Genomic DNA, 26993 nt, shown 5'->3' with positions numbered 1-26993 from the left:
AAATCCCATGTCTCGTAAAATCGCATTGATCACTGGTGCCAGCCGCGGCTTGGGCAAAAGCGCTGCGCTGCATTTGGTCGCCCAAGGCATCGACATCATCGGCACCTACAACAGCCGTGCCGATGAGGCCCAGGCGCTGGTCGCCGAAATCGAAAGCCTGGGTGGCCGCGCCGCCATGCTGCAGCTTGACGTTGGACAGAGTGAAGGTTTTGCGGCGTTCAGCAGCGAAGTCGCGAACGTGCTGAAAAACCACTTCGATCAACAGCGCTTCGACTTCCTGATCAACAACGCCGGGGTCGGTGTGCACGCAAACTTCGTCGACACCACCGTGGCGCAGTTCGACTTGCTGATGAACGTCCATTTGAAGGGCCCATTTTTCCTGACTCAGCAATTGCTGCCGCTGATGAATGACGGCGGGCGCATCGTCAATGTGTCCAGCGGTCTGGCGCGCTTCAGCCTGCCGGGTTACGGCGCCTATGCGGCGATGAAAGGCGCGATGGAAGTGCTGACGCGCTACCAGGCCAGGGAGCTTGGCGAGCGCGGGATCGCAGTGAACGTCCTCGCGCCGGGCGCCATCGAGACTGATTTCGGCGGTGGCACGGTGCGGGATAACGCGTCGGTGAATCAGATGGTCGCAAGCAACACGGCGTTGGGTCGTGCCGGTCAACCGGACGACATTGGCGCCGCGATTGCACTGCTGCTGTCGCCGGGCGGCCAGTGGATCAACGGCCAGCGCATCGAAGCGTCGGGCGGGATGTTTTTGTAAGCAACCCCCGCAACGAGTGGGCTGATGATCAGATCAGCCCGCGCGTTGACTCAGTTTCGTGCCAAAAGCTGCTTGAGGACGGTCAACAACTCGACCCGGCCCTTGCGCGGTTCGCCTTCAAATTCTATCCAGCCCTCGTTGAAGCCGTCGATCATCTGCATCCGTGGCAACGGGTGGTTCATCCCCTGACTTTCGAACAACGCCTTCCAGGTCTCGCGAGGCACGACGTGCATGCGCACCGGTTTGCCCAGCAGTTCGCTGAACCCGGCGCCCAGTTGCAGCGGTGTAATCCGTTGCGGGCCTTCCAGTTCGACGATGCGCTGACCGCTCCACGCTTCCAGTAACAGCTCGGCGGCGACGCGACCGACATCCGCCGTGGCGATCATCGGCACCGGTTTATCCAGCGGTTGCAGGAAGCTTGGAACCCCTCCCGAACCGACCGCGTGCTCGACATCCCACAAGGCGTTTTCCATGAACCACGCTGGCCGCAGCAACGTGACCGGCAGCGCCAGCGAAGCCAACGCCAACTCCAGCAAACGCAGTTGATTGAGCAAGTTCGGTTGCGAGGCCTGGGCGCCAATGGTCGACAGCCCGACTACTTTGCCGGGCTGAGCGGCTTCCAGCGCCGCGCGAATGTTCTCCACCACTTGCCGGGTTTCCGGGAAGCCTGGGGACGGATCGAAATTCGACGGCATCATCACAAACACCCCAGCCACACCGGTGAACGCCTTGGCCATCGCGTCGCGATCATCGACATCGGCCACCGCCAGTTCACACCCCTGCTGCGCCCACACCTCCCCCTTCTCGGCACTGCGCACCACCGCGCGGACCTTGTGCCCGGCCGCCAGCAACGTCCGGGCGACCGCGCCGCCCACTTTCCCGGTAATGCCCATGACTGCGTACATCAGCTGTTCTCCTGCTGGATGGCGACGGTTGTCGCGATGGGCAGAATAGTGAGCCGTGTGCTGGCATTCTCCGATAGCATGAATGTCATTGCATAAATGATCGGGAGTCACCAATGAGCTTTGATGCCAGCCTCGCCAGTGGCATGGGCGTGTTCAGCGCGGTGGTGGATGGCGGCAGTTTTGTCCGCGCCGCCGAGGTGCTGGACCTGACGCCGTCCGGTGTCAGCCGCGCCATCGCGCGACTGGAAAAACGCCTGGGCATCCGCCTGTTCGACCGCACCACCCGCACGGTCACGCTGACCGATGAAGGTCGGCGCTTTCATGGCGAAATCGCGCCGCTGCTGGCCAGTCTAGAAGAGGCGGCGAATTCGGCTTCGACCAGCGCCACGCAAGTACGCGGACGATTGCGGGTCAACATGGACCCGTATTTCTCGCGACTGATTCTGGGACCGAAACTCGGGCAGTTCATGGCCCGCTATCCGGAGTTGTACCTGGAACTGCAAACCCGCGATCAACTGGGTGACATGGTGGCGGACGGCTTCGATTTGGCGGTGCGCTTCGGTCATCCGCAGTCTTCGTCGCTGGTGGCGCGCAAGTTGTTGGACGTGCGGGTGCTGACCCTCGCCGCGCCGGCGTATCTGAAGCGTCATGGCCGACCGTTGGCGCCGCTGGACATGGAAGACGCGCGGCATGTGTGCGTGCAGTTTCGCGATCCGCAGACGGCGCGGCCGTTTGGCTGGGAGTTTCATCGACCGGGGCGCGCGGTGCTGCATGTGCAGCCTAATTGCCGGTTGTTGGTCAATGATGTCGGCACGTTGCACAGCGTGTGTGAAAGCGGCGAAGCCATCGCCCAGGTGTTGGATTTGGGGATCGCCCCGGCGCTGGCGGACGGACGGCTGGTGGAGTTATTTCCCGATTGGCCGGACGAGCGCTTTCCGTTGTATGCGCTGTACCCGTCGCGGCATTTGCCGGCGGCGAAGGTGCGGGCGTTTCTGGAGTTTGTGAGTGAGTTGTGTGGCGAGTAACTGAGGTCCCCTGTGGGAGCGGGCTTGCTCGCGAAGGCGTCGTGTCAGTCGCCATCCACATTGACTGACACACCGCCTTCGCGAGCAAGCCCGCTCCCACAGGGATTGAGGTGTGGACTTAGCGGATCGCTCGGTTCATCAACATCCGCTCCCGCACCACGTCATACCCCCAGTGGTAAACGTAGGTGTACGGCAGGAAGAACAGCAGCACACCAATGTCCAGCAGGAATGCCTGCCACAGGCTGATGCTCAGCCACCAGGCAATCAGCGGCACGCCCATCACGATCAAGCCGCCCTCGAACAACAGCGCATGCACCACCCGCACCCAGGCGTTACGCACTATCTCGAAGCGCTTGAGCAAGCGGTCGAAGAACCCGTTGAACACCACGTTCCAGGCCAACGCCAGGGCGGCGATGGCGATGGTGGCGACGCCCATTTCCAGCATCGGCTTGTCCATGACCCAGGCCAGCAGCGGGGTACAGATCAGTACGGCCAGAAGCTCGAAACCTATGGCCTGGAAAATACGTTCAGTAATGGATTTGTTGGCGTTCATGGCCAGACTCCCTGAGTGAGTGTGGTTGCCATGATCTGTCAGCGGACCGATACTTCATAATCAATAACCATCGATCAAGGCGATAGTTCATGGCCTCTCAAGAAGTGTTGCTGGCGTTTGTCCAGGCCGCGACCCAAGGCTCGTTTTCAGCAGCGGCACGCAAACTCGGGCGCAGTCAGTCAACCATCAGTGCGGCGGTGGCCAGTCTGGAAATCGACCTCAACCTGACGCTGTTCGACCGCAGCAGCCGCAAGCCCACCCTGACCCCGGCCGGGCACGTCATGCTGCAACGGGCCGAAGACATACTCGCCGCCACCAGTCGCCTGGAAATGACCGCCAGCCAGTTATCCCAAGGGGTCGAGGCGAAGCTGACGGTGGCGATTTCCGACACCTATCAGTCCGACCGTTTCGAAGCCGCCCTCAGTGCGTTCGAGCAGCGCTATCCCGACCTGGAGCTTGAATGCCTGATCGCCGAATGCGATGACCTGGTAGCCCTGGTACAACGAGGTCGAGCGAATGTCGCCTTCGCCGAAATGCAGGACAGCTACCCGCAGGACCTGGTCAGCTCGACCGTCGACGAGCACACGGAAATCGCCCTGTTCGTCTCGCAAACCCATCCGTTGGCGACGCAGAGCGGGATCGATCAGGACGTGCTGCAACAGCATCGGGAGTTGCGTTTGGCGACCATCGTCAATCCGTACGAAAGTCGAGCGAAGGGTCGAGTGTGGTCGGCGCCGAGTTACCTGATGCTGCTGGAGATGGCCCAGGGCGGATTCGGCTGGGCGCCGCTGCCGCGCTGGCTGGTAGGGCGATTTGGCGCGGGGGTGCTGGTGGAACTGGACGTGCGCGGCTGGCCGAAACCGGTGTATGTGGATGCGCTGTGGTCGCGGTTGCATCCGCCGGGGCCGGCGGGGAGTTGGTTGTTGAGCAAGATGTTGGAATAGCTGTGCAAACCCGTAGCAGCTGTCGAGCACCGCGAGGCAGCGTCCGGCGGCGAAGCCGTCGTAAACCCTAAATATGCGGTCGACCTGACACACAGCGTCGTCTGATTTCACGACGGCTTCGCCGCCGGACGCTGCCTCGCGGTGCTCGACAGCTGCTACGGGGGGATTTATGCCGCCTCTATCCCTACCTCATGCAACCCGCACAACACCGGTAGAACCACGCGTATCAGCAGCCGCAGAACGTGTGTGTGTGTTCGGGAGATTGTGTTGACGGCGACTCGGCAGCAGGCCTGATTATTTTTTGTTGATGCTGCTTGCCCGCGAAGAAGCCGGCAGCCCCACCACATCATTCCAGCGCCCTGAGTCGCCCCTCGATAAACCGCCGCTCCGGCGCCTGCTGCGTCAACTCAAGCGCCCGTTCATACGCCGCCCGCGCCTCCGCCACCCGCCCCAACTGCCGACAAAACTGCCCTCGCGCCGAATGCGCCAAGTGGTAATCCAGTAACTCCCCCCGCACCAAAATAGCTTCCACCACCGTCAACCCCGCCAGCGGCCCATCGCGCATGGCCAGCGCCACCGCGCGGTTGAGTTCGATCACCGGCGACGGCACCGCCCGCAGCAGCAAGTCGTACAGACCCACAATCTGCGGCCAATCGGTCTCCCCCGCCGTCGGCGCCTCGGCATGCACCGCCGCAATCGCCGCTTGCAGGCAATAAGGCCCGAAGCGCCGCAAGGTCAGCGCACGCTCCACCAGTGCACAGCCTTCGGCAATCATCCCGGCATCCCACCGCGAACGGTCCTGCTCATCCAGCAGGATCAACTCGCCGCTTTGCGAGGTCCGGGCCGGGCGCCGCGATTCGTGCAACAACATCAACGCCAACAACCCCATCACCTCAGGCTCGGGCAACAACTCCACCAGCAACCGCCCGAGACGAATCGCTTCGCGGGTCAGGTCCTCCCGGGTCAGTTCCGCGCCGACAGACGCCGAATAACCTTCGTTGAACACCAGGTAAATCACCCGCAGCACGCTGTCGAGGCGTTCGGGTAACTCCGCCAGGGACGGCACTTGATAAGGGATTTTCGCGTCACGAATCTTCGCTTTGGCGCGCACGATGCGCTGGGCGATGGTGGCTGGCGCCGAGAGGAAGGCCCGGGCGATTTCTTCCGTGGTCAGGTCGCAGACTTCCCGCAGGGTCAGCGGCACTTGGGCATCCGCCGCGAGGGCCGGGTGACAGCAGGTGAAGATCAGCCGCAGGCGATCGTCTTCCACGTCTTCGTCACTCCAGTCGGCCTGTTCCAGCTCTTCAAGTTGCGCGATCAGCAACGGCCGCGACGCCTTGAAACGCGCACGCCGCCGCAACACATCAATCGCCTTGAAACGCCCGGTGGACACCAGCCAGGTGCGCGGATTGTCCGGCACACCGTCACGCTGCCAGCGCTCGACCGCGACGAAGAACGCCTCGTGCAAGGCCTCTTCGGCGAGGTCGAAATCGCCGAGCAAACGGATCAGGGTCGCGAGGATTCGTCGCGAATCTTCGCGATAGACCTGCTCGACCCGCGCCTTGACCGACTCGGCGGACATCAGTCCGGCATGCCTTCGGTCACCAGCGTTACTAATCGATCCAGGCTCTGCCCCCAACCGTCGTGAAACCCCATGGCCTCGTGGGCTTGCCGATCCTTTTCGCTCCAGTGCATGGCCCGGGCGGTGTAGAGGGTTTTGCCGTCCTGATCTTCGAGGGTCACTTCGGCGCTCATGAACGGTTTGCCCGACGGAATCCAGCCAGGGATAAACGCATCGGTGAACACCAGCCGCTCCGGCGCGACGATCTCCAGGAACACGCCCATGGTCGGGTATTCCGTGCCGTCGGGCGCGCGCATCAGGGTGCGAAACTGGCCGCCGACCCACAGGTCCATTTCGCACTCCGGCGTGGTCATGCCGTGGGGCCCCCACCACTGGACGAGCAAGGCTGGCTCGGTCCAGGCGCGGAAGATCTTGCGCCGTGGCGCGTCGATCAAGCGGCTGATCGACAACTCGAATTCGGCAGGCTGTTTTTTAAAGGGTTGCGGGCTCATGCAGATCTCCTGTTTATTTTGATTGTTCAGGGATTCAACTGGCGAACGGGGCGCACCTCGACACAGCCGACCCGGGCCGCCGGAATGTCACCGGCGACCTGGATGGCCTCATTGAGGTCCTTGGCATCGATCAGGTAGAAGCCGGCCAACTGCTCCTTGGTTTCAGCGAAAGGGCCGTCGGTGATCGACAACTTGCCGTTGCGCATCCGCACGGTGGTAGCGGTCTGCACCGACTCCAGCGCCTCGGCGGCGATCATCCGGCCACTGCCCTGGATCGACTCGGCGTAGGCCATGCACTCGGCGTCCTCGGGGCTGTCGGGCAGTGAGTGCAGCGCCTGCTCGTTGCTGTAAACCAGGCATAGGTATTTCATGGGGCTCTCCGTGATCGGCTGATCAACTATGGCTGCTGTTGGGTGCTTTGGCGCTTTTTCCGACGATCAGGGTTTTAACTCGAACAGGGCCGCGCCCGTTGCCATGTCGAATGGCGCCGACCAGTGTTCATGCACAATCTGCCAAAGCCCTGCTTCTTGCCGATAGCACTGGGTTACGCGCATCCAGCAGGACTGGGTTTCGCCCTTGTCATTGGTGCCGCCGCACTGGGCCAGCCAATGGGCGAAGGCGATCTCTTGCGACGGTGCGATATCGATCTCGTGGAACTCGAAAATGTGCGGGCCGGGGCACATTTCCATGCATGCCTGCCAATGCGCGCGGTAGGCCGCCTTGCCTTTGAATTGCAGAGCCTTGACCGCGTCGAAGGAGACGATGTCATCGGCGTACAGGGCCATGACTTTTTCCACGTCCTTGGCGATGACCGCCTGGCGGTAGTTTTCGATCAGGTTATGGATTTGGGTTTGCGAATTCATGGGGGTTCTCCATGGTTTTTGTGGTGAAGACACCTCTAGTCGTTCGGCGTAACGTTGAATCGACAACCGAAATAAAAAATTACCATTGAAGCAAACTGTCTAGAATCCGCGTCGCACTTTCATGTGGGAAATTTCGGAAAAGGACACCACCCATGACCGCTCGACTCGTGCCTTACGAAAACCTGAACGCGCTCCAGCGCCAGCAGGTCGAGGCCATCGAAGTTCACCAAGAACAAATCAAATTCTCCGGCGACATCCACGGTGCGTTGCACACCTTGCTGTCCAAACCCGGCCCCGGCGTCAAAGGCTTTGCCTTGCTGGTCGAAGAGATACCCGTCGCCTTCCTGCTGCTCAAACGCCCGCCCGTGTTGCCGGCCTGGGCCGATGAACACAGCGCCACGCTGCACGCCTTGCAAGTCGATCAACGCGCCCAGGGCAAAGGCTATGGCAAGGCGTGTCTGCAAGCGCTGCCCGAGGCGGCGCGCCTGGCGTTTCCGGAAATAAAGGCCATTGAGTTGTCGGTGGACGCGGACAACGAAGCGGCGATTGCGCTGTATGCCCGGTTTGGGTTTGTTGATAGTGGCGAGGCGTATAAGGGGCGGATTGGTTACGAACGGCGGATGGGACTGGTTTTTTGATTCAGTGTGGGAGCGGGCTTGCTCGCGAATGCGGTTTCACATTCAACAAAGATGCCGACTGACACTCCGTCTTCGCGAGCAAGCCCGCTCCCACAAGGGTTCTGGGGTGTTTCAGGATTTACAGTTCGAGCACCATCTCATGCCAAGCCATCCCGCCATGATCCGACGCCGAGGGCTTGATGTAGGCAAACCCGAACCCGGCATACAGCGGAACATGCCGTTCCTTGCACATCAAATGAATGCTGCTCTTGCCCATTGCCCGCATCCGCTCAATGAACTCGCCCATCAAACGCTTCGCCAGCCCCAGCCCCTGATAATCCGGGTGCACCACCACTGACATGATCACCACATGCGGTCCGGCCGGGTCGTGGCCGATCAGTTCCTTGAACGCTTCGTCCGACATTTCCACTTCAAACGCCGCACCGGAGTTGATGAAACCGGCTACAACGCCATCGACTTCGGCCACGATGAATCCATCGGGCCAAGTGGCGATGCGGGTGGCGATTTTTTCCCGGGTGGCGGCTTCGTCGCCTTCGTAGGCCACGGTTTCGATGGCGAAGCAGCGGTCCAGGTCGGCGGGGGTGACGTGACGGATGACGGTGTTCATGGCAGCTCGGTTTCAGCGTTGGAGAGGTGGCCGATCATAGAGGAATAAGGTGTTCATATCGATCACCGCCGGCGCCGTAAAGCCTGCGTATAGGCGCTGTCATTGCCCGGAAAATCGGATTATTGGTGTTCCCTGTCTCTGATCATCCATAGGGGAATACACCATGAGCAGCGTTCAGATCGGCCTTCTTATGCTGTTGGGCATCAGCGCGTTTGGCTTCGTTACCTTGTCCATCGACCTGTTGCGGGCGCGACGGATGAAGCAGGGTAAATAAGCCAATGAGAGGCGGACGCGCGGTCCGCCTCTCGCGGTGTTCAGTCCTTGAGCGGCAACCAGATTTCCAGTACGCCGGTGTTGAGCTTCGGGTTGAAGTCCTCGCTGTAGCGCTCGAACTCCGGGGCATCCGCCGCCTGACGACCGGACTGCGGCAGCCAGGTTTTCCAGATGTATTGAAAGGTTTGGGGCAAGGTGTCCAGCGAACCCTTGTGCTCGAACACCGCGTAATGCTGCGGCTGGACCTCGACCCAACGGTACTTTTCCGGCAGGTCGTCGAGTTTGCTGATTTCGACCCCGGCGATGTATTCGAACCCCCCCATGCCGTCGGGATTGCAGCAGATGCCGTAGGTCACTTCGCTTTTTTGACCGGGAATCTTGCCAATCTCGGGGATGAATTTTTCCCAGAGTTCGGGGATTTTCTTGGAGGTTTCCTGGGTAAATCGACCGCCAAGCCCGGCAATGAGCAGAAAGTGCCCGCTCTCGAAGCGTGGCTCGGCCGGTTTGACGCGTGTTTGCTCATCCATGACTCAACTCCTGGTGCAAAAAAGGTGGGTTCGGCTGGGAGTATAGAAGCCTTGCCCGATTCTCCCAGTCAGAGCCCGGGAACCTGCCCGACGGCAGCCTTGCCGATAAACTCGTTATAACCCGATAGAATCACGTAGACCGCGAAATAGCAGAAGATCGCCGCTGATGCCATGTAGGAGTAGCGCAGCAGCTTGTCGCCCAGCAACTTGCCGCCGTGACTCGCCGCGAAGCACAAAGCGACGCACCACAGCACCCCGGCGCAAAGAAATCCGCCGAGAAACAACGCCGAGCTGAGTGCGCCGCCACCACCGGAACGCGCAATCAGGGTGCCACCCACGGCGGCGAACCAGAGAATGGCGCTGGGCGAGGACATGGCGAGGAAGATGCCGCGAAAAAACTCACGCCGATGGGAGTTGTTTCCCACCTCTGCGCCCTCGGCCAGCACCGCTTCGTGGTGGATCGCCGAGTAGATCATCTTCGCCGCGAAGTACAGCAACAACGCCGAACCACCGATCCACAGTACCCAGCGCACGGTTTCGTATTGCAGCAAAACAGTCATCCCGGCCAGCGCCAGAACCGCGTAGATCAGGTCGCCAACGCAGGTCCCCAACCCCAGCGCAAAGCCTTGAAAATAACCGCGTTGCATGGCCAGGGTGATCATCGCGATGTTGGCCACGCCGATATCCAGGCACAGCGAAAGGCTCAGCAAGAAGCCACTGCTAAATTCCATCAACCCGTTTCCTTCGGAAATTTTTGTTTACACAGACGCTGGACAGTTTGCCACAACAGCCCTTACATTCCGCCACAGGCCACCGCAGTGGCCAGCGTCGCTCGGACGGTTCCGGGCGCTCACGTTATCCGAGGCAACAATGGCTAACCCAGGTTCGCCGCGCCGCTTTGCGCGCATAGATCGACTCCCCCCTTACGTATTCAACATCACTGCCGAGCTGAAGATGGCCGCCCGTCGTCGTGGCGAAGACATCATCGACTTCAGCATGGGCAACCCTGATGGCCCGACCCCGCCGCACATCGTCGAAAAACTGGTGACCGTCGCCCAGCGCGAAGACACCCACGGTTATTCGACGTCCAAGGGCATTCCGCGTCTGCGCCGGGCAATTTCCAACTGGTACAAGGATCGCTACGCGGTCGATATCGACCCGGAAACCGAAGCCATTGTCACCATCGGTTCCAAGGAAGGCCTGGCGCACCTGATGCTGGCCACCCTCGACCAGGGCGACACCGTGCTGGTGCCGAACCCGAGCTACCCGATTCACATCTACGGTGCCGTGATTGCCGGCGCCCAGGTGCGCTCGGTGCCGCTGATTCCGGGCGTGGACTTCTTCGCCGAACTGGAAAGCGCGATTCGCGGCTCGATCCCGAAACCGAAAATGATGATCCTCGGCTTCCCGTCGAACCCTACAGCTCAATGCGTTGAGCTGGATTTCTTCGAACGCGTGATCGCCCTCGCCAAGCAGTACGACGTCTTGGTGGTGCACGACCTCGCCTACGCCGACATCGTCTACGACGGCTGGAAAGCCCCGTCGATCATGCAAGTGCCTGGCGCAAAGGACATCGCGGTGGAGTTTTTCACCCTGTCCAAGAGCTACAACATGGCCGGCTGGCGCATTGGTTTCATGGTCGGCAACGCCGAACTGGTCAACGCCCTGGCGCGGATCAAGAGCTACCACGACTACGGCACGTTCACGCCGTTGCAGGTGGCGGCGATTGCGGCGCTGGAAGGCGATCAGCAATGCGTGAAGGACATCGCCGAGCAATATCGCCAGCGTCGCAACGTGCTGGTCAAAGGCCTGCACGAATTGGGCTGGATGGTGGAAAACCCGAAAGCCTCGATGTACGTCTGGGCGAAGATTCCCGAGGCGTACGCGCATCTGGGTTCGCTGGAATTCGCCAAGAAAATGCTCGCCGAAGCGAAGGTCTGCGTCTCACCGGGCGTAGGATTCGGGGAATACGGGGATGATCATGTGCGCTTCGCGCTGATCGAAAACCAGGACCGGATTCGTCAGGCAGTGCGCGGGATTCGCGGGATGTTTCGGGCGGATGGTCTGGTCGCTAAAACCAGCGCCTGACCCATAACCAATGTGGGAGCGGGCTTGCTCGCGAAGAGGGCCTGACAGTCAACGATGATGTTGACTATCAGACCGCTTTCGCGAGCAAGCCCGCTCCCACATTGGGTTTTGCGGTGTACTTAGACGAACAGCGACAGCAGCAAGATAAAGCCCAGCGCCACCACGGACAGGATGGTTTCCATCGCGGTCCAGGTTTTGAACGTCTCGGCCACGGTCATGTTGAAGTACTGCTTCACCAGCCAGAAACCGGCGTCGTTGACGTGGGACAGCACCAGCGAACCCGCACCGGTGGCCAGCACCAGCAGCTCACGGTTCACACCCGGAATCATCCCCACCACCGGCACCACAATGCCCGCGCCGGTAATGGTCGCCACGGTCGCAGAACCGGTCGCGACGCGAATCACCGCCGCCACCAGCCACGCCAACAGAATCGGCGAGATCTGTGCGTTCACCGCCATGTGGCCGATCACGTCACCCACGCCGCTGGTTACCAGCATCTGCTTGAAGCCACCGCCGGCACCGATGATCAGAATGATTGCGGCGGTGGGCGCAAGGCTCGAGTCCAACAGTTTCAGGATCTGTTTCGAACCGATGCCCTGACGATGACCAAAGGTGTACAGCGACAGCAGCAACGCCAGCAGCAGCGCCGAGATCGGGTGACCGATCAGGTCCATCCAGCTGCGGAAGAAGTGCCCGTCCGGCAGCGCCACATCGGCAAAAGTCTTGAGCAACATCAGGAACACCGGCAGCAGCACGGTGATCAGGGTAATGGCGAAGCTCGGCAGGGTCGCAGACTGTGGCTCGCGCGCCAGCTGATCCACCAGTTCCTGGTTGGCATGGCCCGGGATGTACTTGGCAATGAACGTACCGAAAATCGGACCGGCAATGATGGCGGTCGGCAATGCGACGATCAGGCCGTACAGAATGGTTTTACCGATGTCGGCACCGAACACGCCGATGGCCAGCAACGGACCCGGGTGCGGTGGCACCAGGCCGTGCACCGCCGACAGACCGGCCAACAGCGGGATACCGATCTTGATGATCGACACGCCGGTACGCCGGGCAACGATAAACACCAGCGGGATCAGCAACACGAAGCCGATTTCGAAGAACAGCGGAATGCCGACCAGGAACGCGGCGAACATCATGGCCCACTGCACGCGCTCTTTACCGAACGCGCGAATCAGGGTCTGGGCAATCTGATCCGCCCCGCCCGACTCTGCCATCATTTTGCCGAGCATGGTGCCCAGCGCGAGGATGATCCCGACAAACCCGAGCACACCACCGAAGCCGTCCTGGAACGCTTTAAGAATGGTGCCCACCGGCATGCCGGAGGTCAGCCCGAGGAAACCGGCGGCGATGATCAGGGCAATGAACGGGTGCAGTTTGAACTTGGTGATCAGGACAATAAGCCCGATCACGGTAACCACTGCATCTAGCAGCAGGAACGACTCGTGGGACATGCCAAACATTAGGGGTGTCTCCTGATTGTTGTTGTTATTAAAGCGGGTAATTCGCAAGCCATAAGGACAGCGCTATCTCTTCGAGGAAAACTCATACCGCGAGTTTCAAGCCGTGTTCCAGCCACCAGACATGCGCCTGCTTGGCCAGTTGCTCGACACTGTGGTTCGACGCATCGAGCGCCAGGGTCAGCGGCTCGCCCACGGGGGATTCAAGGGTGGCGAACTGACTGTCGATCAAGGTCGACGGCATGAAGTGGCCCGGGCGGTGCGATACACGCTCGGCGGCGACTTCAGGGGTCAGCTCAAGGAATACGAAGCCCAGGCCCGGCAAGGCACTGCGCAGTACTTCGCGGTAACTGTGTTTGAGGGCCGAACAGGTCAACACCGGGCGCTCGCCCTTGGCGTCGACGCGGCGCAATTCGTCGCACAGGCTGTCGAGCCAGCCGGCACGGTCGTCGTCGTTCAGGGGGATACCCGCGCTCATCTTTTCGATATTGGCGGCAGGGTGGAAAGTGTCGCCTTCAATGGCAGTCGCGCCGCTGAGCTGGCACAAGGCTTCGCTGACGCAAGTCTTGCCACAACCGGCAACGCCCATGATGACCAGGGCGGTGATGGGATGATTCATGAAACACCTCAGCGCGCAGACAGCGCTACCTTTGCCAGTTATGACACCAGATCAAAAGCAGAAGTTGCCGACGCCTTTTTGTCATTTTTGTGGGTTGCAGCATGTTCGTTCGCGACGCCAAAGAACGAGGATCAGGCAAACCCCGCTCACGCATTTGCAGCTGCATCGAGACAGCGCTACCTTAGTGCCTTGAATTTTGTTTGGCAAGCCGCCCCGATGACCACCCCTAAAAACGATAAAAATCCTCGCACCACTGGCCGCCCTACCCTCAATGAAGTTGCACGCCTGGCCGGCGTCAGTCCGATCACCGCGTCCAGGGCCTTGCGCGGGGTCAGCACCGTGGCCACCGAACTGGTGGAAAAAGTGCAGAAAGCCGCCGCCGAGCTCAACTACGTGGTCAATCCCGCCGCCCGCGCCTTGGCTTCGGCCCAGAGCCATTCGGTGGTGGTGTTGGTGCCGTCGTTGTCCAACCTGCTGTTTATCGACACCCTGGAAGCCATTCATCAGGTGTTGCGGCCCAAGGGCTTTGAAGTGCTGATCGGCAACTTCCACTATTCCCGCGATGAAGAAGAAAACCTGCTGCGCAACTACATGGCCTATCAGCCGCGCGGCTTGCTGCTGACCGGTTTCGACCGCACCGAAAGTTCGCGGCGGATGATCGAGGCGAGCAACATTCCCTGCGTGTACATGATGGAGCTGGACAGCGCCGCCGGGGTTAACTGCGTCGGTTTCTCGCAATTGGCCGCCGGCGAAACCGCCGCTGAGCATTTGCTGTCGCGGGGTCGCAAGCGCCTGGCTTATATCGGCGCGCAACTGGATCAACGCACGTTGTTGCGCGGCGAAGGCTTCCGTAAGGCTCTGCAAAAGGCTGGTTTGTATGACCCGGATCTGGAAGTGCTGACGCCGCGTGCTTCTTCTGTCGGGTTGGGCGGTGAGCTGTTCCTGCAACTGCTGGCCAGTCATCCGGATGTGGATGCGATCTTCTTCGGTAACGACGACTTGGCCCAGGGTGCGTTGCTGGAAGCCATGCGCTGCGGGATCAAGATCCCCGAGCAAATAGCGGTCCTCGGTTTCAACGACCTGCCGGCCTCGGCGCACATGGTGCCGCGCCTGAGCAGCATCAGCACCCCGCGTGAGGCTATCGGCCGGCGCGCGGCGGAACAGATGCTGACATTGATGGCGGGTAACTCGGTGGCCAAACCGGTGCAGGACATGGGGTTTGAATTGAAGGTTCGCGAGAGCACCTAACCTGATCGTTCCCACGCTCCGCGTGGGAATGCATCCCGGGACGCTCCGCGTCTCATCCAAAGCCGAACGCGGAGCGACCGTTGAGGCATTCCCACGCAGAGCGTGGGAACGATCTGCGACCGGTTAGTCTTGTGGATCGAGGTTATCCAGCGCTCGATTCACCGCCATTTCCGCCGACAGGATGATCTGTGCAATGCCCAGCGCGGTGTTGCGATGAGGGCTTTCCAGGATGGTCGCGAAGTCATTGATCATGACCGTGGCTGAAGCCAGGGATTCGCAGGCGTGGGCCAGCAGGGTTTCGTTGTTGATGCCCGCCGAGACGTTGAACATGGGACTGATCTTGCGTGGCGGGTTGGGGGTTGGTTTGAACATGGTGATGCTCCTAGAGTGATGGAGCTGCCACAACTCGCTGCGAACGAAGTATGGGTGGCAGCCGTGCGCGGCTCGCAGACCGGGACTCTAGAACCCGGTAGACCCGAAGGTCTTCCGCGCACAGCCGCCATAACGTGAACAGATCACGAACGGTGGACGCCATGCGTCTAGAGATACTCGGGCTGCGAAACCCGATCGCTGAATTGGCAGCGACACGGGAACAATAAAATCCGGGCACCCAACGCACAAGCCGGCGGATTCTGGCGTAGTTGTAGGCAATGGAGCAAGAAGCTGTAGCCTTTTGAAACCTGCTGAAACTGCTTTCCTACAGGCTTTTCCTACACCGCACTGATCGTTCCCACGCTCTGCGTGGGAATGCAGCCCGGGACGCTCCGCGTCCCACCATCCAAAGCCGAACGCGGAGCGTCCGTTGAGGCATTCCCACGCAGAGCGTGGGAACGATCATGCGCCTGACATAAGCCCTACGAAAGCCAACGCGCCCTTCTGCAACGGCTGGCTCTTGAGCCATACCGCATGCACCGGCAGCACCAAACCGTTTTCAATATTCCTGAACCTCAAGCGCTTGAGCCTTCCCGCGTCGAGCAACGGCTGCACCACCGACAACGGAAAATTGCCCCAGCCCAACCCCGCCTCGACCATCTCCAGCGCCGCCGCCAAGGTGTCGGTGCGCCAATAAGATTCAGCCACCAGCGGCCGGGTTTCGCTGATCGGCAAGTCGCGGCTGGCGACGATGATTTGCCGCACATGCACCAAATCCTCCAGAAACAAATCCTGCCCCTGAAACAGCGGATTGTCCGCCGCCAGCGTGGCGATCATCCGCTCGGTGCCAACGAACTGAAACCGTTCCAGCACCTTCATGCTCAACCCGGCGAACGCCAGGCACACGCTGACGCGACCGCTGTGCAGCATCGCCAGCACATCATCCTGCGGCGCCGTGAGCACTTCGATGTCCAGCAACGGATGGCGCTCGGCAATCACCTTAAGCGCGGCCATCACTCGACGCTTGTCCATGTCCGCCACCACGCCGATCGACAGCTTGCTCTCCAGCCCCAACGACAACTCGACCGCATGCACCTGCAACTGCTTAAGCTGTTCAAAAATCAGCCGCGCGTGGGGCACCAAAGCACTGGCCATGGCGGTCGGCATCGGTTCGCGGTGGCTGCGGTCGAACAGCGGATAACCGAGTTCGGCTTCCAGGTTGGCAATGCCCATGCTCACCGCCGACGGCACTTTGCCCAGCGCCCGGGCCGCAGCGGAAAACGAGCCGCGCTCGATCACCGCAAGAAACAATTCGATGCTGTCGCTGTTAAAACTCATCCGCCGTCCTATCAATAAAACTGAAAGCTACTAACTTTTTCTGTCAGTACTATTGAAGCTATCTTTCGCCGCCTTCGCCAGTGCTGCTGGCTCAAGTTCGCAAGAAAGAGGCAAACACCCATGCAAGGCGTTAAACGCAAACTGGTCTACGTTTCGCTATACGAAGTCATCGGCATGACCTTCTCGGCCCTGGGCCTGGCGCTGCTGTCCGGTACTTCACCGGGCAGCACCGGGCCGTTGGCGGTGATCATTACCACCATCGCCGTGACCTGGAATTTCATCTACACCTCGCTGTTCGAACGCTGGGAAAGTCGCCAGCCCTCGCGCACCCGCACGGTGAAGCGGCGTATCGCCCATGCCGTGGGTTTTCAACTAACCTTGATAGTGTTTCTCATCCCGTTGATCGCCTGGTGGATGAACATCAGCCTGGTGCAGGCCTTCCTGCTGGATCTGGCGCTGATCCTGTTCATCCCGTGCTACACCTTCGCCTTCAACTGGTTGTTTGATCGCACGTTTGGTTTGCCGGCGTCGGCCCTGCCGGATCCTGCTTAATGGTAGATTCCCGAGGCGTCGATTCGCTAAAGGAGTAGCTCCATGGAACATGCACTGAAGATTCTCGGTAAGGCGTCGTCCATCAACGTCAGAAAAGTCCTGTGGACCTGCGAAGAGCTGGGCGTTTCCTACGAACGTGAGGACTGGGGCAGCGGTTTTGCCTCGACCCACAGCCCCGAGTTCACCCGCCTCAACCCCAACGCCCAGGTGCCGGTGATCATCGATGACGCCGGGGTGTTGTGGGAATCCAACACGATTTGCCGTTACCTGGCCGGCAAGCATCACAACCACGAATTGCTGCCCACTGAACCGGCCGCCCGCGCACGGGTGGAGCAGTGGATGGACTGGCAGGCCACCGAGCTCAATCGGTCGTGGGGCTACGCCTTCACCGCACTGGTGCGTAAAGACCCCGAGTTTCAGGACCCGCATCAGATTGGCGTGGGTATCAATGACTGGAACCACAAGATGAGCATCCTTGAGCATCAGCTTGCGGCGACCAAAGCCTATGTCGCCGGGCCACGGTTCAGCCTCGCGGATATCGTGATCGGTCTGTCAGTCAATCGCTGGCTGATGACGCCGATGGAGCGGCCGGACTTCCCCGCCGTCGATGAATATTTCCAACGGCTGGCACAGCGTCCGGGTTTCCTGAAGCATGGTTGCAACGGTTTGCCTTAGCCCCCGACACACGCCCTTAATGCCGATCCGTCAGCGAAACACACTCTTTGTAGCAGCTGGCGAAGCCTGCGTTCGGCTGCGAAGCAGACGTGAATCAGCCGACGCGGTTTTCTCATGAAGACCGCGCGCTCAGTTTTTACGACTGCTGCGCAGCCGAACGCAGGCTTCGCCAGCTGCTACAGGTCGCTTTACGGCTTAACGGACTGGCATTAGCCCCTATTCCCATAGAAAGAGAGATTCATGAACGGACTCAATGTGCTGCTCACCGGCGCCTGCGGCAGAATCGGCAAAACCTTTTTCGAAGCCTCGAAGGACCGTTACACCTTCCTGTTGACCGATCGCGTCGAACCCGACTTCCCGGTCGAGGCGCCCCACCGTTTCGTGCGTCTGGACATGGCTGATCCCAAGGCCATCGCAGAAGTGCTGAACGGCATCGACGTCGTCGTCCACCTCGCCGGCATCCCCCACGCCACGGCAACTTTCGATGAGCTGCTGCCCAACAACATCCTGGCCACCACTTACCTGTTCGAAGCCGCTGTGGCGGCTGACTGCAAGCGCCTGGTGTTCGCCAGCAGCGCACAAACCATCGAAGGCTATCCGGTGGACCGGCAAATCACCCCGGGCATGCAGGTGATGCCGGCCAATCTGTATGGCGTAAGCAAATGTTATGGCGAGGCGTTGTGCGGTTTTTACGCCGCCAAACGCGGGCTCTCGACCATCGCCATCCGTATCGGCGCTTTCGAATTCCCGGACCGCCATGAGCTGACCAACGCCCGCGACCTGAGTGCCTGGCTCAGCCCTCGGGACGCCGTGCAATTGCTGCAACGTTCGGTGGAAGTCGAAGGCGTGCAACACCTCATCGCCCATGGCATTTCCAATAACCGCTTCAAGCGCCTCGACCTTAGCGAAACCACGCGGGTGTTGGGCTATCTGCCGGTGGACGATGCATTTCGCGAGTTTGATATCCCGATCGCGCCATAAACCCTTAAAACCTGAGGCGTTTTTGCAATAAGCCGGCGAATCTCGTCACAACGTAGCAAAGATTCGCAACCATTCATTTCCGATAGCAGGCTAAGCTTCCCCTTCAACAAGAATCGGATCAGCCCATGCCTGCTCACGCCCTCGCCGCTGTTCAATCAGACGGCATCGACCCTGTTCGTGCCGCACAGATTTCCGCTCGCATCGACCGACTGCCTGCGGTTTCCACGATCTGGAAACTGGTGGCGTTGCTGTCCATCGGCGGTTTTTTCGAGCTCTACGATCTATTTCAAACGGCCTACATCAGCCCAGGCCTGATCCGTGATGGCATCTTTGCCACGGGCAGTCAGGGTGTGTTCGGCTTCTCCGACCAGGCAGCGTTTGCGTCGGCGACGTTTCTTGGGTTGTTCCTCGGCGCGAGTCTGCTCAGTCCCTTGGCGGACCGCTTCGGCCGCCGTGCGATCTTCACCTTCGCGTTGATCTGGTACACCGTCGCGACCGTGGCCATGGGCGTGCAAAGTTCAGCGTTGGGCATTATCTGCATGCGTTTCCTGGTGGGCATCGGCCTCGGTATCGAACTGGTAACCATCGACGCCTACCTCTCGGAACTGGTGCCCAAACGCATGCGCAGTTCGGCGTTTGCCTTTGCGTTTTTCGTGCAGTTTTTGTCAGTGCCGGCGGTGGCGTTGATGTCCTGGTGGCTGGTGCCCCAAGCGCCGTTCGGGGTATCGGGTTGGCGTTGGGTGGTGCTGGCCAGCGCGGTGTTTGCGCTGTTTATCTGGTGGTTGCGTTCGCGGCTGCCGGAGTCGCCGCGCTGGTTGGCGCAACATGGCCGCTTTGATGAGGCCAGCCGCATTCTCGACACCATCGAAGCCCGTTGCGTGAAAGATCAGGGCAAACCGCTGGATGAACCGGAATTGGCAGCCGTGGATATTCAGGGCTCGGGCCGTTTCGCCGATATCTGGCAGCCGCCCTATCGTCGTCGCGCATTGATGTTGATCGTGTTTCACGTGTTCCAGGCCATCGGTTTCTTTGGTTTCGGCAACTGGCTGCCGGCGCTGCTGTCCGGCCAGGGCGTAAGCGTCACGCACAGTTTGATGTACGCCTTCATCATCACCCTGGCCTACCCGCTCGGGCCGCTGCTGTTCGTGAAGTTCGCCAATCGTTTCGAGAACAAGTGGCAAATCGTCGGCTCGGCCCTCGGCGCCATGACTTTCGGCACGCTGTTCGCACTACAGACCAGCGCGGTCGGGCTGATCGTCTGCGGGGTGATGATCACCTTTTGCAACGCCTGGCTGAGCTTTGCCTACCACTCCTACCAAAGCGAACTGTTCCCCACCAACATCCGCGCCCGGGCGGTGGGGTTCTGTTATTCGTTCAGTCGGTTGTCGACGGTGTTCAGCAGTCTGCTGATCGGGATTTTTCTCGAACACTTCGGCACGCCGGGGGTGTTGGCGTTCATCGTCAGCAGCATGTTGATCGTGATGATCACCATCGGTTACTTCGGGCCAAGAACCCGCAACCTGGCGCTGGAGAACATTGCCCACCGCTGAAGCGGTTGCCGTCTGCCGCCCAGCGGCAAGTTCTGACCGCCGCTGCTGCTGAATCGCCCCGTAAACCGGGCATTTCGGCAGCGGCACGCTAATTGCTCCTACAGACTCAACAGCAATTACCTACAGGTTTCTCATCATGTTGGTCAGTGCCCATCAAGCTTCCATCGTTCAAAAGACCCAGCGCACGGACATGGACCCGACCACGGCCGCCGCGAGCGCGCTGTACAGTGGTTTGATCCAGAACGCGCAAAACACCGTGGCGCAAATCAAGCAGGACAGCACCAACGTGCAGTCGTCCAGCCTGAACAACGCCACCCAGCAAGTCAGCGCGGCGAACACCATCAGCGACAACGTTGACGAAGCCTTCGCGAAAACCCGCGTGGGCCTGCAAGCGTCCGTCCCGGACGATAACAAGACCAAGTCCACCGACAGCTCGGCCATGGCCGACTTCAAGGACTACATGAGCAAAACGCCGGAACAGCGGCTGCGCGACAGTATCCTGAAAGAGATGGGCATTACCGAAGATCAGTTGCAGGCCATGCCGCCGGCGCAACAACTGGCGATTGGCAAAGAGATTGCCGAGCGCATCCAGGACAAGATGAAGCTGGCACAGGCTGACAAGGAAAACGGCAGCGAGGAAAAGCCTGACAGCCCTCAGGTGGTCGACAAGTTCCTGGCTTCGCTCTAAGCCAACACACAAAACCCTGTGGGAGCGGGCTTGCTCGCGAAGGCGTCGTGTCAGTCAACATCAATGGTGTCTGACACGACGCCTTCGCGAGCAAGCCCACTCCCACATTGGGTTTGTGGTGTTCTTGGGATCAGTTCAACTGCAACGTCGAGTTGAACTGGCTGATCGCATCCACCACATGCCGCGACCCTTGTTGAATCTCCAGGATCACCTCCCCCGCCTCGTTCGCCAGTTCCACGCCTAATCCGGTGCGGCTCAGGCTCGATTGCATGCTCGACACCGCGCTCAGCGACAAATCATGGTTTTTGCGCACCACCTCGACGATCTCCAGCGTCGCCTGACTGGTGCGGGCCGCCAGGCTGCGAACCTCATCGGCGACCACCGCAAACCCGCGTCCATGCTCCCCGGCCCGGGCCGCTTCGATGGCGGCATTGAGGGCCAGCAGGTTGGTTTGATCGGCAATGCCACGAATGGTCTGGACGATGGTGCCGATGATGTCGGACTGTTTGCTCACCGCATCGATGCTCTCCGCTGCTTCGTTGAGGTCGCGGGAAATGTCCTGGATGATCTGCACCGTTTGCTGAACCACCTGGGAACCTTTCTGCGCACAGGCGTCGTTTTGTACCGAGGTGCTGTGGGCCGATTCCGCGGCGGTTTGCAACGTGGTGACCTGCTGGGTGATGTCGCTGGCGAACTTGACCACTTTGTACAAGCGGCCCTTGCTGTCGAACAGCGGGTTGTAGGACGCCTCCAGAAAAACCGTATGACCGTGCTTGTTTCTGCGCTCGAATCGGTGCGAGTGATATTCGCCGCGATTCAGTGACGCCCAAAACGCCTTGTACTGCGCAGACTCGGCATCGGCGCGATGGCAAAACAGGCTGTGGTGCTGGCCGACCACTTCGTTGAGCGAGTAATGCATGGTTTTCAGGAAGTTTGCATTCGCGGTAATCACGCGCCCTTCGGGGGTGAATTCAATCACCGCCATGGAACGCCCGATGGCCGCGAGCATGCTTTCCTCTTCATGTTCTTTATTGATGCGGGCCGTGATGTCCGCGGCCACTTTCATCACACTTTTAACCAAGCGATCAGGCCCGAATACCGGCATGTAACTGGCTTCAAGCCAAATCTCCCGACCGGCCTTGTTCAACCGCAAAAAAGTGCCACTGACCGGTTCGCCACGGGCCAGGTCACGCCACAACTTGGCGTATTCCTCGCTGCGATAGAACGCTTCTTCGCAAAAGATCCGATGGTGTTTACCGCGAACTTCATCGGCGCTGTAACCCATGGTGGCGCAGAAGTTTTCATTGGCGTCGAGCACGATGCCTTCAGGGCTGAACTCAATGATTGCCATCGAGCGACTGACCGCCGCCAACTTGGCATTGGCCTCGGTCAATGCGCAGTTGGATCGCTCGATCTGCAACAGGTCAGACTTGTGATGTAGGTTAAACATGGCTCTATCACCTTCAGCGCGTTCTTTTGATTGATGAAAGTTTTTGGTCTTTCAAGATCCACCACTACGTTCAACGGAACAGGCACACGCATCCCTCCAAGGGAAGGATTTGTCAGGTGATAAATGATGTTTAATCGGAGTGTCCATGCAGCAACGCTCTTATCAAGACATCCTTCTCTTGATAGCCCGGACGGGCCAACCCTAACGTTTTGGTAAGTAACTCCATCTACGGCACAGCTCCTTGTTGTTGAGTGTCGGTGCCTTGGGTTGCGCACTCTGCAGCGTGTTTCACGGCGCTCACTGTCCAGTCACGAACCATTCATTTTTGTGAATGAAATAGTGAGTTACGAGTGAGCATAGCCAGTGAAATGTCGGTTGCAATGCCATTAGTCGGCCAGTATTCAGCACAAAATCGGTTCAGCCGATCGTGGGATTCATTGACCGGCGAGCATGCCCAGCAAAGCTTGCACTGCGGGTGAAGATGCCTTTTGGGCGGTGACCACCAAGGCAAATTCACGCTCGATGCGTGGGGTCAGCGGCATAACCCGCAGCCCCTGGCGATTGGCCGGCAGTGTCATTTCTGGCACCAGGGTCACGCCGATGTTTTCCCGCACCAGGGTAAAGGCGCTGCTCCACTCGCGGACTTCGGCCCGGACATCGCACAGCTGCAACCCGGCGTCGGCCGCCAGGCTGCGGGCATTGGTCGAACAGCCGCCCGTGGCCAATACGAAGGGTTGTGTCACCAATTGCCCGAGGCTGATGGCCTCTTCATTTGTGCCCCGCGCCAGGGGATGGCCGCCGGGCAGCACCGCGACCCAGGCATCGCGCCCCAAAATCGCGGCTTTGCGCCCGGGCGCCGGGTTCAACACCACACCGACATCCACCAGCCCGGCGTCGAGCAGGGTTTCCACTTCGTCGTCGCTGACCTCCAGGGCCACCACCTGAATGCCGGGATAGAGCCGATTGAACTGACGCAACAGCGGCGGCAGGAACGTCGCCAGCACCATCGGAAAACTGGCCAGGCGAATGCTCCCGCGCTGAACGTTTTTGGCGGCGTCGACGGTGCTGCGAATGGTCTCCAGAGCGCCGAGCATGGTGCGTGCCTGCTCGATCACCGGCAGGCCGATGGCGGTCGGCAGGGTCTGGCGGTTTTCCCGGCTGAACAGTTGCACGCCCAGGGTTTCTTCAATCAGCGCCAGCGCCTGGCTGGCACCAGACTGGGTCATGCCGACCCGCTCGGCCGCCCGGGTGATGTTGCCGGTATCAGCCACGGCCACCACCATTCGCCAATGCATCAGATTCATCATGGCAGTAGCTGTCCTTATGGCGGTTTTCTGAAAGATTAATTTTACGAAGCCCGGCGCGCACTATGACACTGGCGCAAATCCCCAACCAGAGCCCTGCCCATGAAGTTGTTTTACGCCCCGCAAGCCTGCTCGATGGCGCCGCACATTGTGTTGCGCGAACTCGACCTGCCCTTCGAACTGGTCCGTGTCGACAACAGCACCAAGCAGACCGCCGCCGGTGATGACTTCCTCGCCATCAACCCGAAGGGTTACGTCGCGGCATTGCAACTGGACAATGGGCAGGTGCTCACCGAAGGCCCGGCGATCCTGCAATACCTGGCGGACTTGCGGCCCGAGTCGAACCTGGCGCCGGAAAACGGCACTTTCGAACGGGTGCGGTTGCAGGAATGGCTGAACTTCGTCTCGACCGAAATTCATGGCGGGCTCGGCTGGCTGTTCAACGCGCAGTTCCCGGATGACGTGAAAACCCAGATCAAGGCGAAACTGTTCAAGCGCTTTGCGGTGTTGAGCCAGACCCTGGAGCGCCAGGATTATTTGATGGCGAGCGGGTTCAGTGTGGTGGATGCGTATCTGTTTACCGTGCTGCGCTGGACGTCGGTGTTCGGGATTGATTTGAATCAGTGGCCGGCGTTGGCGAAGTTTCAGGCGCGGGTTGATGCGCGGCCGGCGGTGAAGGTGGCGTTGGCCGCAGAGTTGGCGTAGGGCGGGAGACCATTCGCGAGCAAGCCCGCTCCCACAGGGGATTTTCGGTGAACACAATATGTGTGAACACCGGAAGTCCACATGTGGGAGCGGGCTTGCTCGCGAATGCTATGGATCAGGCACTACAAAAACATCAGAGAAAACCTACAAACTCCCACTCACCTTGCTCGCCACTTCCCCCGGCACCCAACCCTTCCACACCTGCGGCTGATCCCGCAAAAACGCTTCGGCGACCTGACGCGGTGGCTGACGTTTTTCGCTCATCTGCGCCAACGTCTGGTTCAGCAGATCAATCGGCAAATCGACCTTTTCAAAGAACGCGACCAGGTCCGGGTACTGGGTCTTGAACGGCGCGGACACGCCAATCGCCAGTTTCGCCGGCATGGAGCGGGTGCCTTTCGGATGCGGGTTGTTGGCGTCGGCCAGGGTTTTCCAGGCTTCGGCATCGAAGGCCGGCTCGTCGAGTTTCACCAGTTTGAAACGACCCAGCAACGGCGTCGGCGACCAGTAGTAGAACAACACCGGTTTACCACGACGGATCGACGAGGCCACTTCGGCATCCAGCGCCGCGCCGGAGCCGGTGCGGAAGTTGACGTAGTCGGCGGTCAGGTCATAGGCCTTGAGTTTCTGGCTGTTGACGATCTCCGAAGTCCAGCCGGTCGGGCTGTTGAGGAAACGGCCACGGCTTGGGTCTTCCGGGTCGCGGAACACGTCTTTGTAGCGGGCCAGGTCCGCGACGGATTTCAGTTCCGGGGCCAACGGTTTGATCCCGCGTTCCGGATCGCCCTTGATCACGTATTCCGGCACCCACCAACCTTCGGTGGCGCCTTTGACCGTGTCGCCGAGGCCGAACACTTTGCCCTCGTTCGACGCCTTGACCCACGCCGGACTGCGCCCGGCCCACTCTTCGCCGATCACCTGAATGTCATTTTTGGCCAGCGCCGCTTCGAGACTCACGGTGCTGCCCGGCAAGGTGTCGGTCGGGTAGCCGTAGCCTTTCTCGACGATCAGGCGCAGGACTTCGGTGATGAAGCTGCCGCTTTCCCAGGCGATGTCGCCGAAGTGGATCGGTGCGGTTTTTTCGGCGGCGGGCGCTTGGGTCGCCACTAGGCTCAGGGCCAGCAGCGAACTGCCGAGCAGGGTTTTGATCGATCTCATGCGGACCTCTGGGTCGTTCGGTTTAGGGGTTCATTGGCGCTGTGCCGGGTGCACAAGGCTTGGGTGCGAGTCATGTAGTCGCTGACCGAACGCTGGGAAATGCCCAGTTCGGCGGCGATTTGCGGGTAAGTCAGGCCGTCGATCCGCGACAACAGGAACGTCGCCCGGACTTTGCCCGGCAACCGCTCAAGGCTGCGGTCGAGGCGATGCAGGGCCTGGGTCAGTTGCAGCAAGTCTTCGGGCGACTGTGCTTGCTCGGCATCGGCGTTTTGCAGTTGCTCCAGGTGCTGACGCTCCAGATCGCGACGGCGCCAGAGTTGATAGATCAGACGCTGGGCGATGGTGGTCAGCAGTGCGCGAGGCTCGCGGATTGGTGTCAGCCCTGGGGATTCGAGCAATTGCACGAAGGTTTCAGAAGCGATGTCTTCGACGCTGGCACTGGCGCCCAGCTGCTGGCGCAACCGTGCGCATAACCACGGGTAGTGCGCGCGGAACAGTCCGCCCACGTGGTTGCGATGGGAAAGGTCGGCGCCGGACATAGGGGCTCCTGGGGTTAGGGGTCGCTGAATGTCCGGTGATCCGGTGGCGCGATTCTAGCCGGGTATCCTTATTCTTTAATAATACTTAAAAGGTATTTTTATATTCGATTATGGAATTTATGCGGCGTTCGTTAGATCGCCTTTGCGGGCAAGCCTCGCTCCTACGGGATGGTGTCCGTCAGCGTAGGCGTCCGTAGCCCAACGCCTCGGCTTCCTGTTGGTAATCGAGCACCACCTGATAGTCGCTTTCCGTCGCGGGCAAGACTTCTTGCAGACCGAGGATTTCAGCCACGTCCGGCAACTCGCGCAACGTCTCGTTCATCACCTGGCGAAGCTGTTCGATCTGCTCATCGCTGGCCCTCGCGACAGTGATGTAAGGCAAGGTCGGGCTGAACGCACTGCGGGCAACCACGCGCAAACCGGCCACTTCCTGTTCGGCATGACGCGCCAGATAAGCGAAGGTCACGCTGTCGATGGCGGCCAGGTCGGCCAGGTCTTCGCGCAGCCAGCGCAGGCTTTCGCGGTGGGCGCCGCTGATGCCGACACTGGCGAAGAACTGACCGTCGCGGTGCAACGGCGCCAGTCGATGGCGCAGCAGGTTCATGCCGCTGTTGGAGCCTTCGTCATTGATCACCCCGCGACTGTTGTAAAACGCCGGCAAGCTGCGGCGTGGATCGTCGGCGCGGCTGAGCAACAGGCTGCAATGGTTGCCGCCGTTGCTGTCCGGCAATTCGTACCGCGGACGACCGACGACCCGAACCTGATCGCGCAACAAGGTCATCAGCGGATAGCCGCAGGTTTGGGTCAGCAACAGGTCTGGGGAGAGCCAGAGGTCTGGCAGCGACAGGCCTTCGGCGCTTTGTCGGGTGGCGTCCAGCCGCTTGAGAATCCGGGTCAGCCAGCGTTCGTTGGCCTGGCGGATCGGATCGGGGGCGGTGTACATCAGTAGCTCGGCGATTTTTGCTGTCATCAAATTATTCCCAAACAACGCAATTCCCCTGTGGGAGCGGGCTTGCTCGCGAAAGCAGTGTGTCAGGCACCATCAATATCGTCTGACACACCGCTTTCGCGAGCAAGCCCGCT

Annotated in this window: 29 protein-coding genes and 2 pseudogenes; 12 read left to right on the top strand and 19 right to left on the bottom strand. The window is 60.2% G+C overall.

Translation table 11 applies throughout. The annotated features are described in order from the left end of the window. The first annotated feature begins 7 nt into the window (after positions 1-7). The gene (locus ACIQY3_RS22685) at positions 8-766 is read left to right on the top strand and encodes an SDR family NAD(P)-dependent oxidoreductase (RefSeq protein ID WP_403023837.1); all 759 of its coding nucleotides are present in this window, start codon (positions 8-10) and stop codon (positions 764-766) included. Positions 767-816: 50 nt separating this feature from the next. On the opposite strand, the gene ACIQY3_RS22680 is transcribed toward ACIQY3_RS22685, so the two are convergent. Then, the gene (locus ACIQY3_RS22680; RefSeq protein ID WP_403023834.1) at positions 817-1671 is read right to left on the bottom strand and encodes an NmrA family NAD(P)-binding protein; all 855 of its coding nucleotides are present in this window, start codon (positions 1669-1671) and stop codon (positions 817-819) included. A gap of 113 nt (positions 1672-1784) precedes the next feature. Between ACIQY3_RS22680 and ACIQY3_RS22675 the strand changes: the two genes are divergently transcribed. After that, positions 1785-2696 (top strand): LysR substrate-binding domain-containing protein, encoded by a 912-nt coding sequence (locus tag ACIQY3_RS22675; RefSeq protein WP_403023831.1) that lies wholly within the window; start codon positions 1785-1787, stop codon positions 2694-2696. A 118-nt stretch (positions 2697-2814) separates the two neighbouring features. Here ACIQY3_RS22675 and ACIQY3_RS22670 read toward each other — a convergent pair whose 3' ends face one another. After that, positions 2815-3249: a multidrug/biocide efflux PACE transporter gene (locus ACIQY3_RS22670; RefSeq protein WP_403023828.1), complete on the bottom strand. Its 435-nt coding sequence runs from the start codon at positions 3247-3249 to the stop codon at positions 2815-2817. An 89-nt stretch (positions 3250-3338) separates the two neighbouring features. Here ACIQY3_RS22670 and ACIQY3_RS22665 point away from each other — a divergent pair, with 89 nt between their 5' ends. Then, entirely contained in the window at positions 3339-4193 is an 855-nt protein-coding gene (locus tag ACIQY3_RS22665; protein WP_403023825.1) for a LysR family transcriptional regulator, read from the top strand. Between the two features lie 346 nt (positions 4194-4539). Here ACIQY3_RS22665 and ACIQY3_RS22660 read toward each other — a convergent pair whose 3' ends face one another. The 4 genes from ACIQY3_RS22660 to ACIQY3_RS22645 form a co-directional block, all read right to left on the bottom strand. Beyond that, the gene (locus tag ACIQY3_RS22660) at positions 4540-5775 is read right to left on the bottom strand and encodes an RNA polymerase sigma factor (RefSeq protein WP_403023822.1); all 1236 of its coding nucleotides are present in this window, start codon (positions 5773-5775) and stop codon (positions 4540-4542) included. Further along, positions 5775-6266: an SRPBCC family protein gene (locus ACIQY3_RS22655; RefSeq protein ID WP_403023819.1), complete on the bottom strand. Its 492-nt coding sequence runs from the start codon at positions 6264-6266 to the stop codon at positions 5775-5777. Before ACIQY3_RS22655 ends, ACIQY3_RS22660 begins: the two co-directional genes overlap by 1 nt. A 26-nt stretch (positions 6267-6292) precedes the next feature. After that, positions 6293-6637, bottom strand: a complete 345-nt coding sequence (locus ACIQY3_RS22650; RefSeq protein ID WP_054044847.1) for a YciI family protein — start codon at positions 6635-6637, stop codon at positions 6293-6295. Between the two features lie 66 nt (positions 6638-6703). After that, on the bottom strand, positions 6704-7129 hold the full coding sequence (locus ACIQY3_RS22645) for a YybH family protein (protein ID WP_403023814.1): 426 nt from the start codon (positions 7127-7129) through the stop codon (positions 6704-6706). Positions 7130-7281: 152 nt separating this feature from the next. Here ACIQY3_RS22645 and ACIQY3_RS22640 point away from each other — a divergent pair, with 152 nt between their 5' ends. Continuing rightward, the gene (locus tag ACIQY3_RS22640; RefSeq protein ID WP_403023809.1) at positions 7282-7767 is read left to right on the top strand and encodes a GNAT family N-acetyltransferase; all 486 of its coding nucleotides are present in this window, start codon (positions 7282-7284) and stop codon (positions 7765-7767) included. A gap of 118 nt (positions 7768-7885) precedes the next feature. On the opposite strand, the gene ACIQY3_RS22635 is transcribed toward ACIQY3_RS22640, so the two are convergent. The 3 genes from ACIQY3_RS22635 to ACIQY3_RS22625 all read right to left on the bottom strand — a co-directional run bounded on the left by ACIQY3_RS22635 (position 7886) and on the right by ACIQY3_RS22625 (position 9905). Beyond that, positions 7886-8374, bottom strand: coding sequence for a GNAT family N-acetyltransferase (locus ACIQY3_RS22635; protein ID WP_403023806.1), 489 nt, complete (start codon positions 8372-8374; stop codon positions 7886-7888). Positions 8375-8688: 314 nt separating this feature from the next. Further along, on the bottom strand, positions 8689-9174 hold the full coding sequence (locus ACIQY3_RS22630; protein ID WP_403023803.1) for a GyrI-like domain-containing protein: 486 nt from the start codon (positions 9172-9174) through the stop codon (positions 8689-8691). Positions 9175-9242: 68 nt separating this feature from the next. After that, a complete protein-coding gene (locus ACIQY3_RS22625) occupies positions 9243-9905 on the bottom strand; it encodes a LysE family translocator (protein ID WP_290029967.1) in 663 nt (220 codons plus the stop codon). A gap of 139 nt (positions 9906-10044) precedes the next feature. On the opposite strand from ACIQY3_RS22625, the gene alaC reads away from it, so the two are divergent. Continuing rightward, a complete protein-coding gene (alaC, locus tag ACIQY3_RS22620; RefSeq protein ID WP_403023799.1) occupies positions 10045-11262 on the top strand; it encodes an alanine transaminase in 1218 nt (405 codons plus the stop codon). A 119-nt stretch (positions 11263-11381) separates the two neighbouring features. Here the strand turns inward: alaC and ACIQY3_RS22615 are convergent, their stop codons facing one another. Together ACIQY3_RS22615 and ACIQY3_RS22610 are read right to left on the bottom strand one after the other, a co-directional pair. Beyond that, positions 11382-12734, bottom strand: coding sequence for a GntP family permease (locus ACIQY3_RS22615; protein WP_123407216.1), 1353 nt, complete (start codon positions 12732-12734; stop codon positions 11382-11384). Between the two features lie 82 nt (positions 12735-12816). After that, the gene (locus ACIQY3_RS22610) at positions 12817-13350 is read right to left on the bottom strand and encodes a gluconokinase (protein WP_054044864.1); all 534 of its coding nucleotides are present in this window, start codon (positions 13348-13350) and stop codon (positions 12817-12819) included. A gap of 216 nt (positions 13351-13566) precedes the next feature. Between ACIQY3_RS22610 and ACIQY3_RS22605 the strand changes: the two genes are divergently transcribed. Beyond that, complete coding sequence (locus ACIQY3_RS22605; RefSeq protein WP_403023794.1) at positions 13567-14598, top strand: LacI family DNA-binding transcriptional regulator; 1032 nt, start codon at positions 13567-13569, stop codon at positions 14596-14598. A 123-nt stretch (positions 14599-14721) separates the two neighbouring features. On the opposite strand, the gene ACIQY3_RS22600 is transcribed toward ACIQY3_RS22605, so the two are convergent. Both ACIQY3_RS22600 and ACIQY3_RS22595 read right to left on the bottom strand, forming a co-directional pair. Further along, on the bottom strand, positions 14722-14970 hold the full coding sequence (locus ACIQY3_RS22600; protein ID WP_403023791.1) for a DUF6124 family protein: 249 nt from the start codon (positions 14968-14970) through the stop codon (positions 14722-14724). 462 nt (positions 14971-15432) lie between these two features. Then, positions 15433-16308: a LysR family transcriptional regulator gene (locus tag ACIQY3_RS22595; protein ID WP_403023788.1), complete on the bottom strand. Its 876-nt coding sequence runs from the start codon at positions 16306-16308 to the stop codon at positions 15433-15435. Between the two features lie 120 nt (positions 16309-16428). On the opposite strand from ACIQY3_RS22595, the gene ACIQY3_RS22590 reads away from it, so the two are divergent. The 5 genes from ACIQY3_RS22590 to ACIQY3_RS22570 all read left to right on the top strand — a co-directional run bounded on the left by ACIQY3_RS22590 (position 16429) and on the right by ACIQY3_RS22570 (position 20754). Then, positions 16429-16860 carry a PACE efflux transporter gene (locus tag ACIQY3_RS22590; protein WP_403023785.1) on the top strand — a complete coding sequence of 144 codons (432 nt, stop codon included), beginning with the start codon at positions 16429-16431 and terminating at the stop codon, positions 16858-16860. A gap of 42 nt (positions 16861-16902) precedes the next feature. Next, positions 16903-17535: a glutathione S-transferase family protein gene (locus ACIQY3_RS22585; RefSeq protein WP_401326938.1), complete on the top strand. Its 633-nt coding sequence runs from the start codon at positions 16903-16905 to the stop codon at positions 17533-17535. Between the two features lie 240 nt (positions 17536-17775). Then, positions 17776-18516, top strand: coding sequence for an NAD-dependent epimerase/dehydratase family protein (locus ACIQY3_RS22580; protein WP_403023781.1), 741 nt, complete (start codon positions 17776-17778; stop codon positions 18514-18516). A 125-nt stretch (positions 18517-18641) separates the two neighbouring features. Beyond that, a complete protein-coding gene (locus tag ACIQY3_RS22575; protein WP_403023778.1) occupies positions 18642-20066 on the top strand; it encodes an MFS transporter in 1425 nt (474 codons plus the stop codon). A 136-nt stretch (positions 20067-20202) separates the two neighbouring features. Then, entirely contained in the window at positions 20203-20754 is a 552-nt protein-coding gene (locus ACIQY3_RS22570; protein ID WP_403023775.1) for a hypothetical protein, read from the top strand. Positions 20755-20884: 130 nt separating this feature from the next. On the opposite strand, the pseudogene ACIQY3_RS22565 reads toward ACIQY3_RS22570, so the two are convergent. From ACIQY3_RS22565 to ACIQY3_RS22555, 3 genes and pseudogenes are all read right to left on the bottom strand, one after another. Beyond that, a pseudogene (locus tag ACIQY3_RS22565) lies at positions 20885-21307 on the bottom strand (methyl-accepting chemotaxis protein); the annotation flags it as partial. Positions 21308-21427: 120 nt separating this feature from the next. Further along, positions 21428-22105 (bottom strand): annotated as a pseudogene (locus ACIQY3_RS22560) (PAS domain-containing protein); the annotation flags it as partial. Between the two features lie 533 nt (positions 22106-22638). Next, positions 22639-23511 (bottom strand): LysR family transcriptional regulator, encoded by an 873-nt coding sequence (locus ACIQY3_RS22555; protein ID WP_403023772.1) that lies wholly within the window; start codon positions 23509-23511, stop codon positions 22639-22641. Between the two features lie 99 nt (positions 23512-23610). Here ACIQY3_RS22555 and gstA point away from each other — a divergent pair, with 99 nt between their 5' ends. Beyond that, positions 23611-24213, top strand: coding sequence for a glutathione transferase GstA (gstA, locus tag ACIQY3_RS22550; RefSeq protein WP_403023769.1), 603 nt, complete (start codon positions 23611-23613; stop codon positions 24211-24213). 144 nt (positions 24214-24357) lie between these two features. Here gstA and ACIQY3_RS22545 read toward each other — a convergent pair whose 3' ends face one another. The 3 genes from ACIQY3_RS22545 to ACIQY3_RS22535 all read right to left on the bottom strand — a co-directional run bounded on the left by ACIQY3_RS22545 (position 24358) and on the right by ACIQY3_RS22535 (position 26880). Then, complete coding sequence (locus ACIQY3_RS22545; RefSeq protein WP_403023766.1) at positions 24358-25371, bottom strand: ABC transporter substrate-binding protein; 1014 nt, start codon at positions 25369-25371, stop codon at positions 24358-24360. Continuing rightward, on the bottom strand, positions 25368-25910 hold the full coding sequence (locus ACIQY3_RS22540) for a sigma-70 family RNA polymerase sigma factor (RefSeq protein WP_403023763.1): 543 nt from the start codon (positions 25908-25910) through the stop codon (positions 25368-25370). The genes ACIQY3_RS22545 and ACIQY3_RS22540 overlap by 4 nt, the downstream gene beginning before the upstream one ends. Before the next feature lie 178 nt (positions 25911-26088). Continuing rightward, entirely contained in the window at positions 26089-26880 is a 792-nt protein-coding gene (locus tag ACIQY3_RS22535) for a phosphate/phosphite/phosphonate ABC transporter substrate-binding protein (protein ID WP_403023760.1), read from the bottom strand. Positions 26881-26993 lie beyond the last annotated feature (113 nt).

Origin of the sequence: Pseudomonas sp. NPDC096950 (genome assembly GCF_044762525.1) — a bacterium.
In the GTDB taxonomy this organism is placed as follows: Bacteria; Pseudomonadota; Gammaproteobacteria; order Pseudomonadales; family Pseudomonadaceae; genus Aquipseudomonas.
This window is presented reverse-complemented; position numbering and strand designations above follow the sequence as displayed.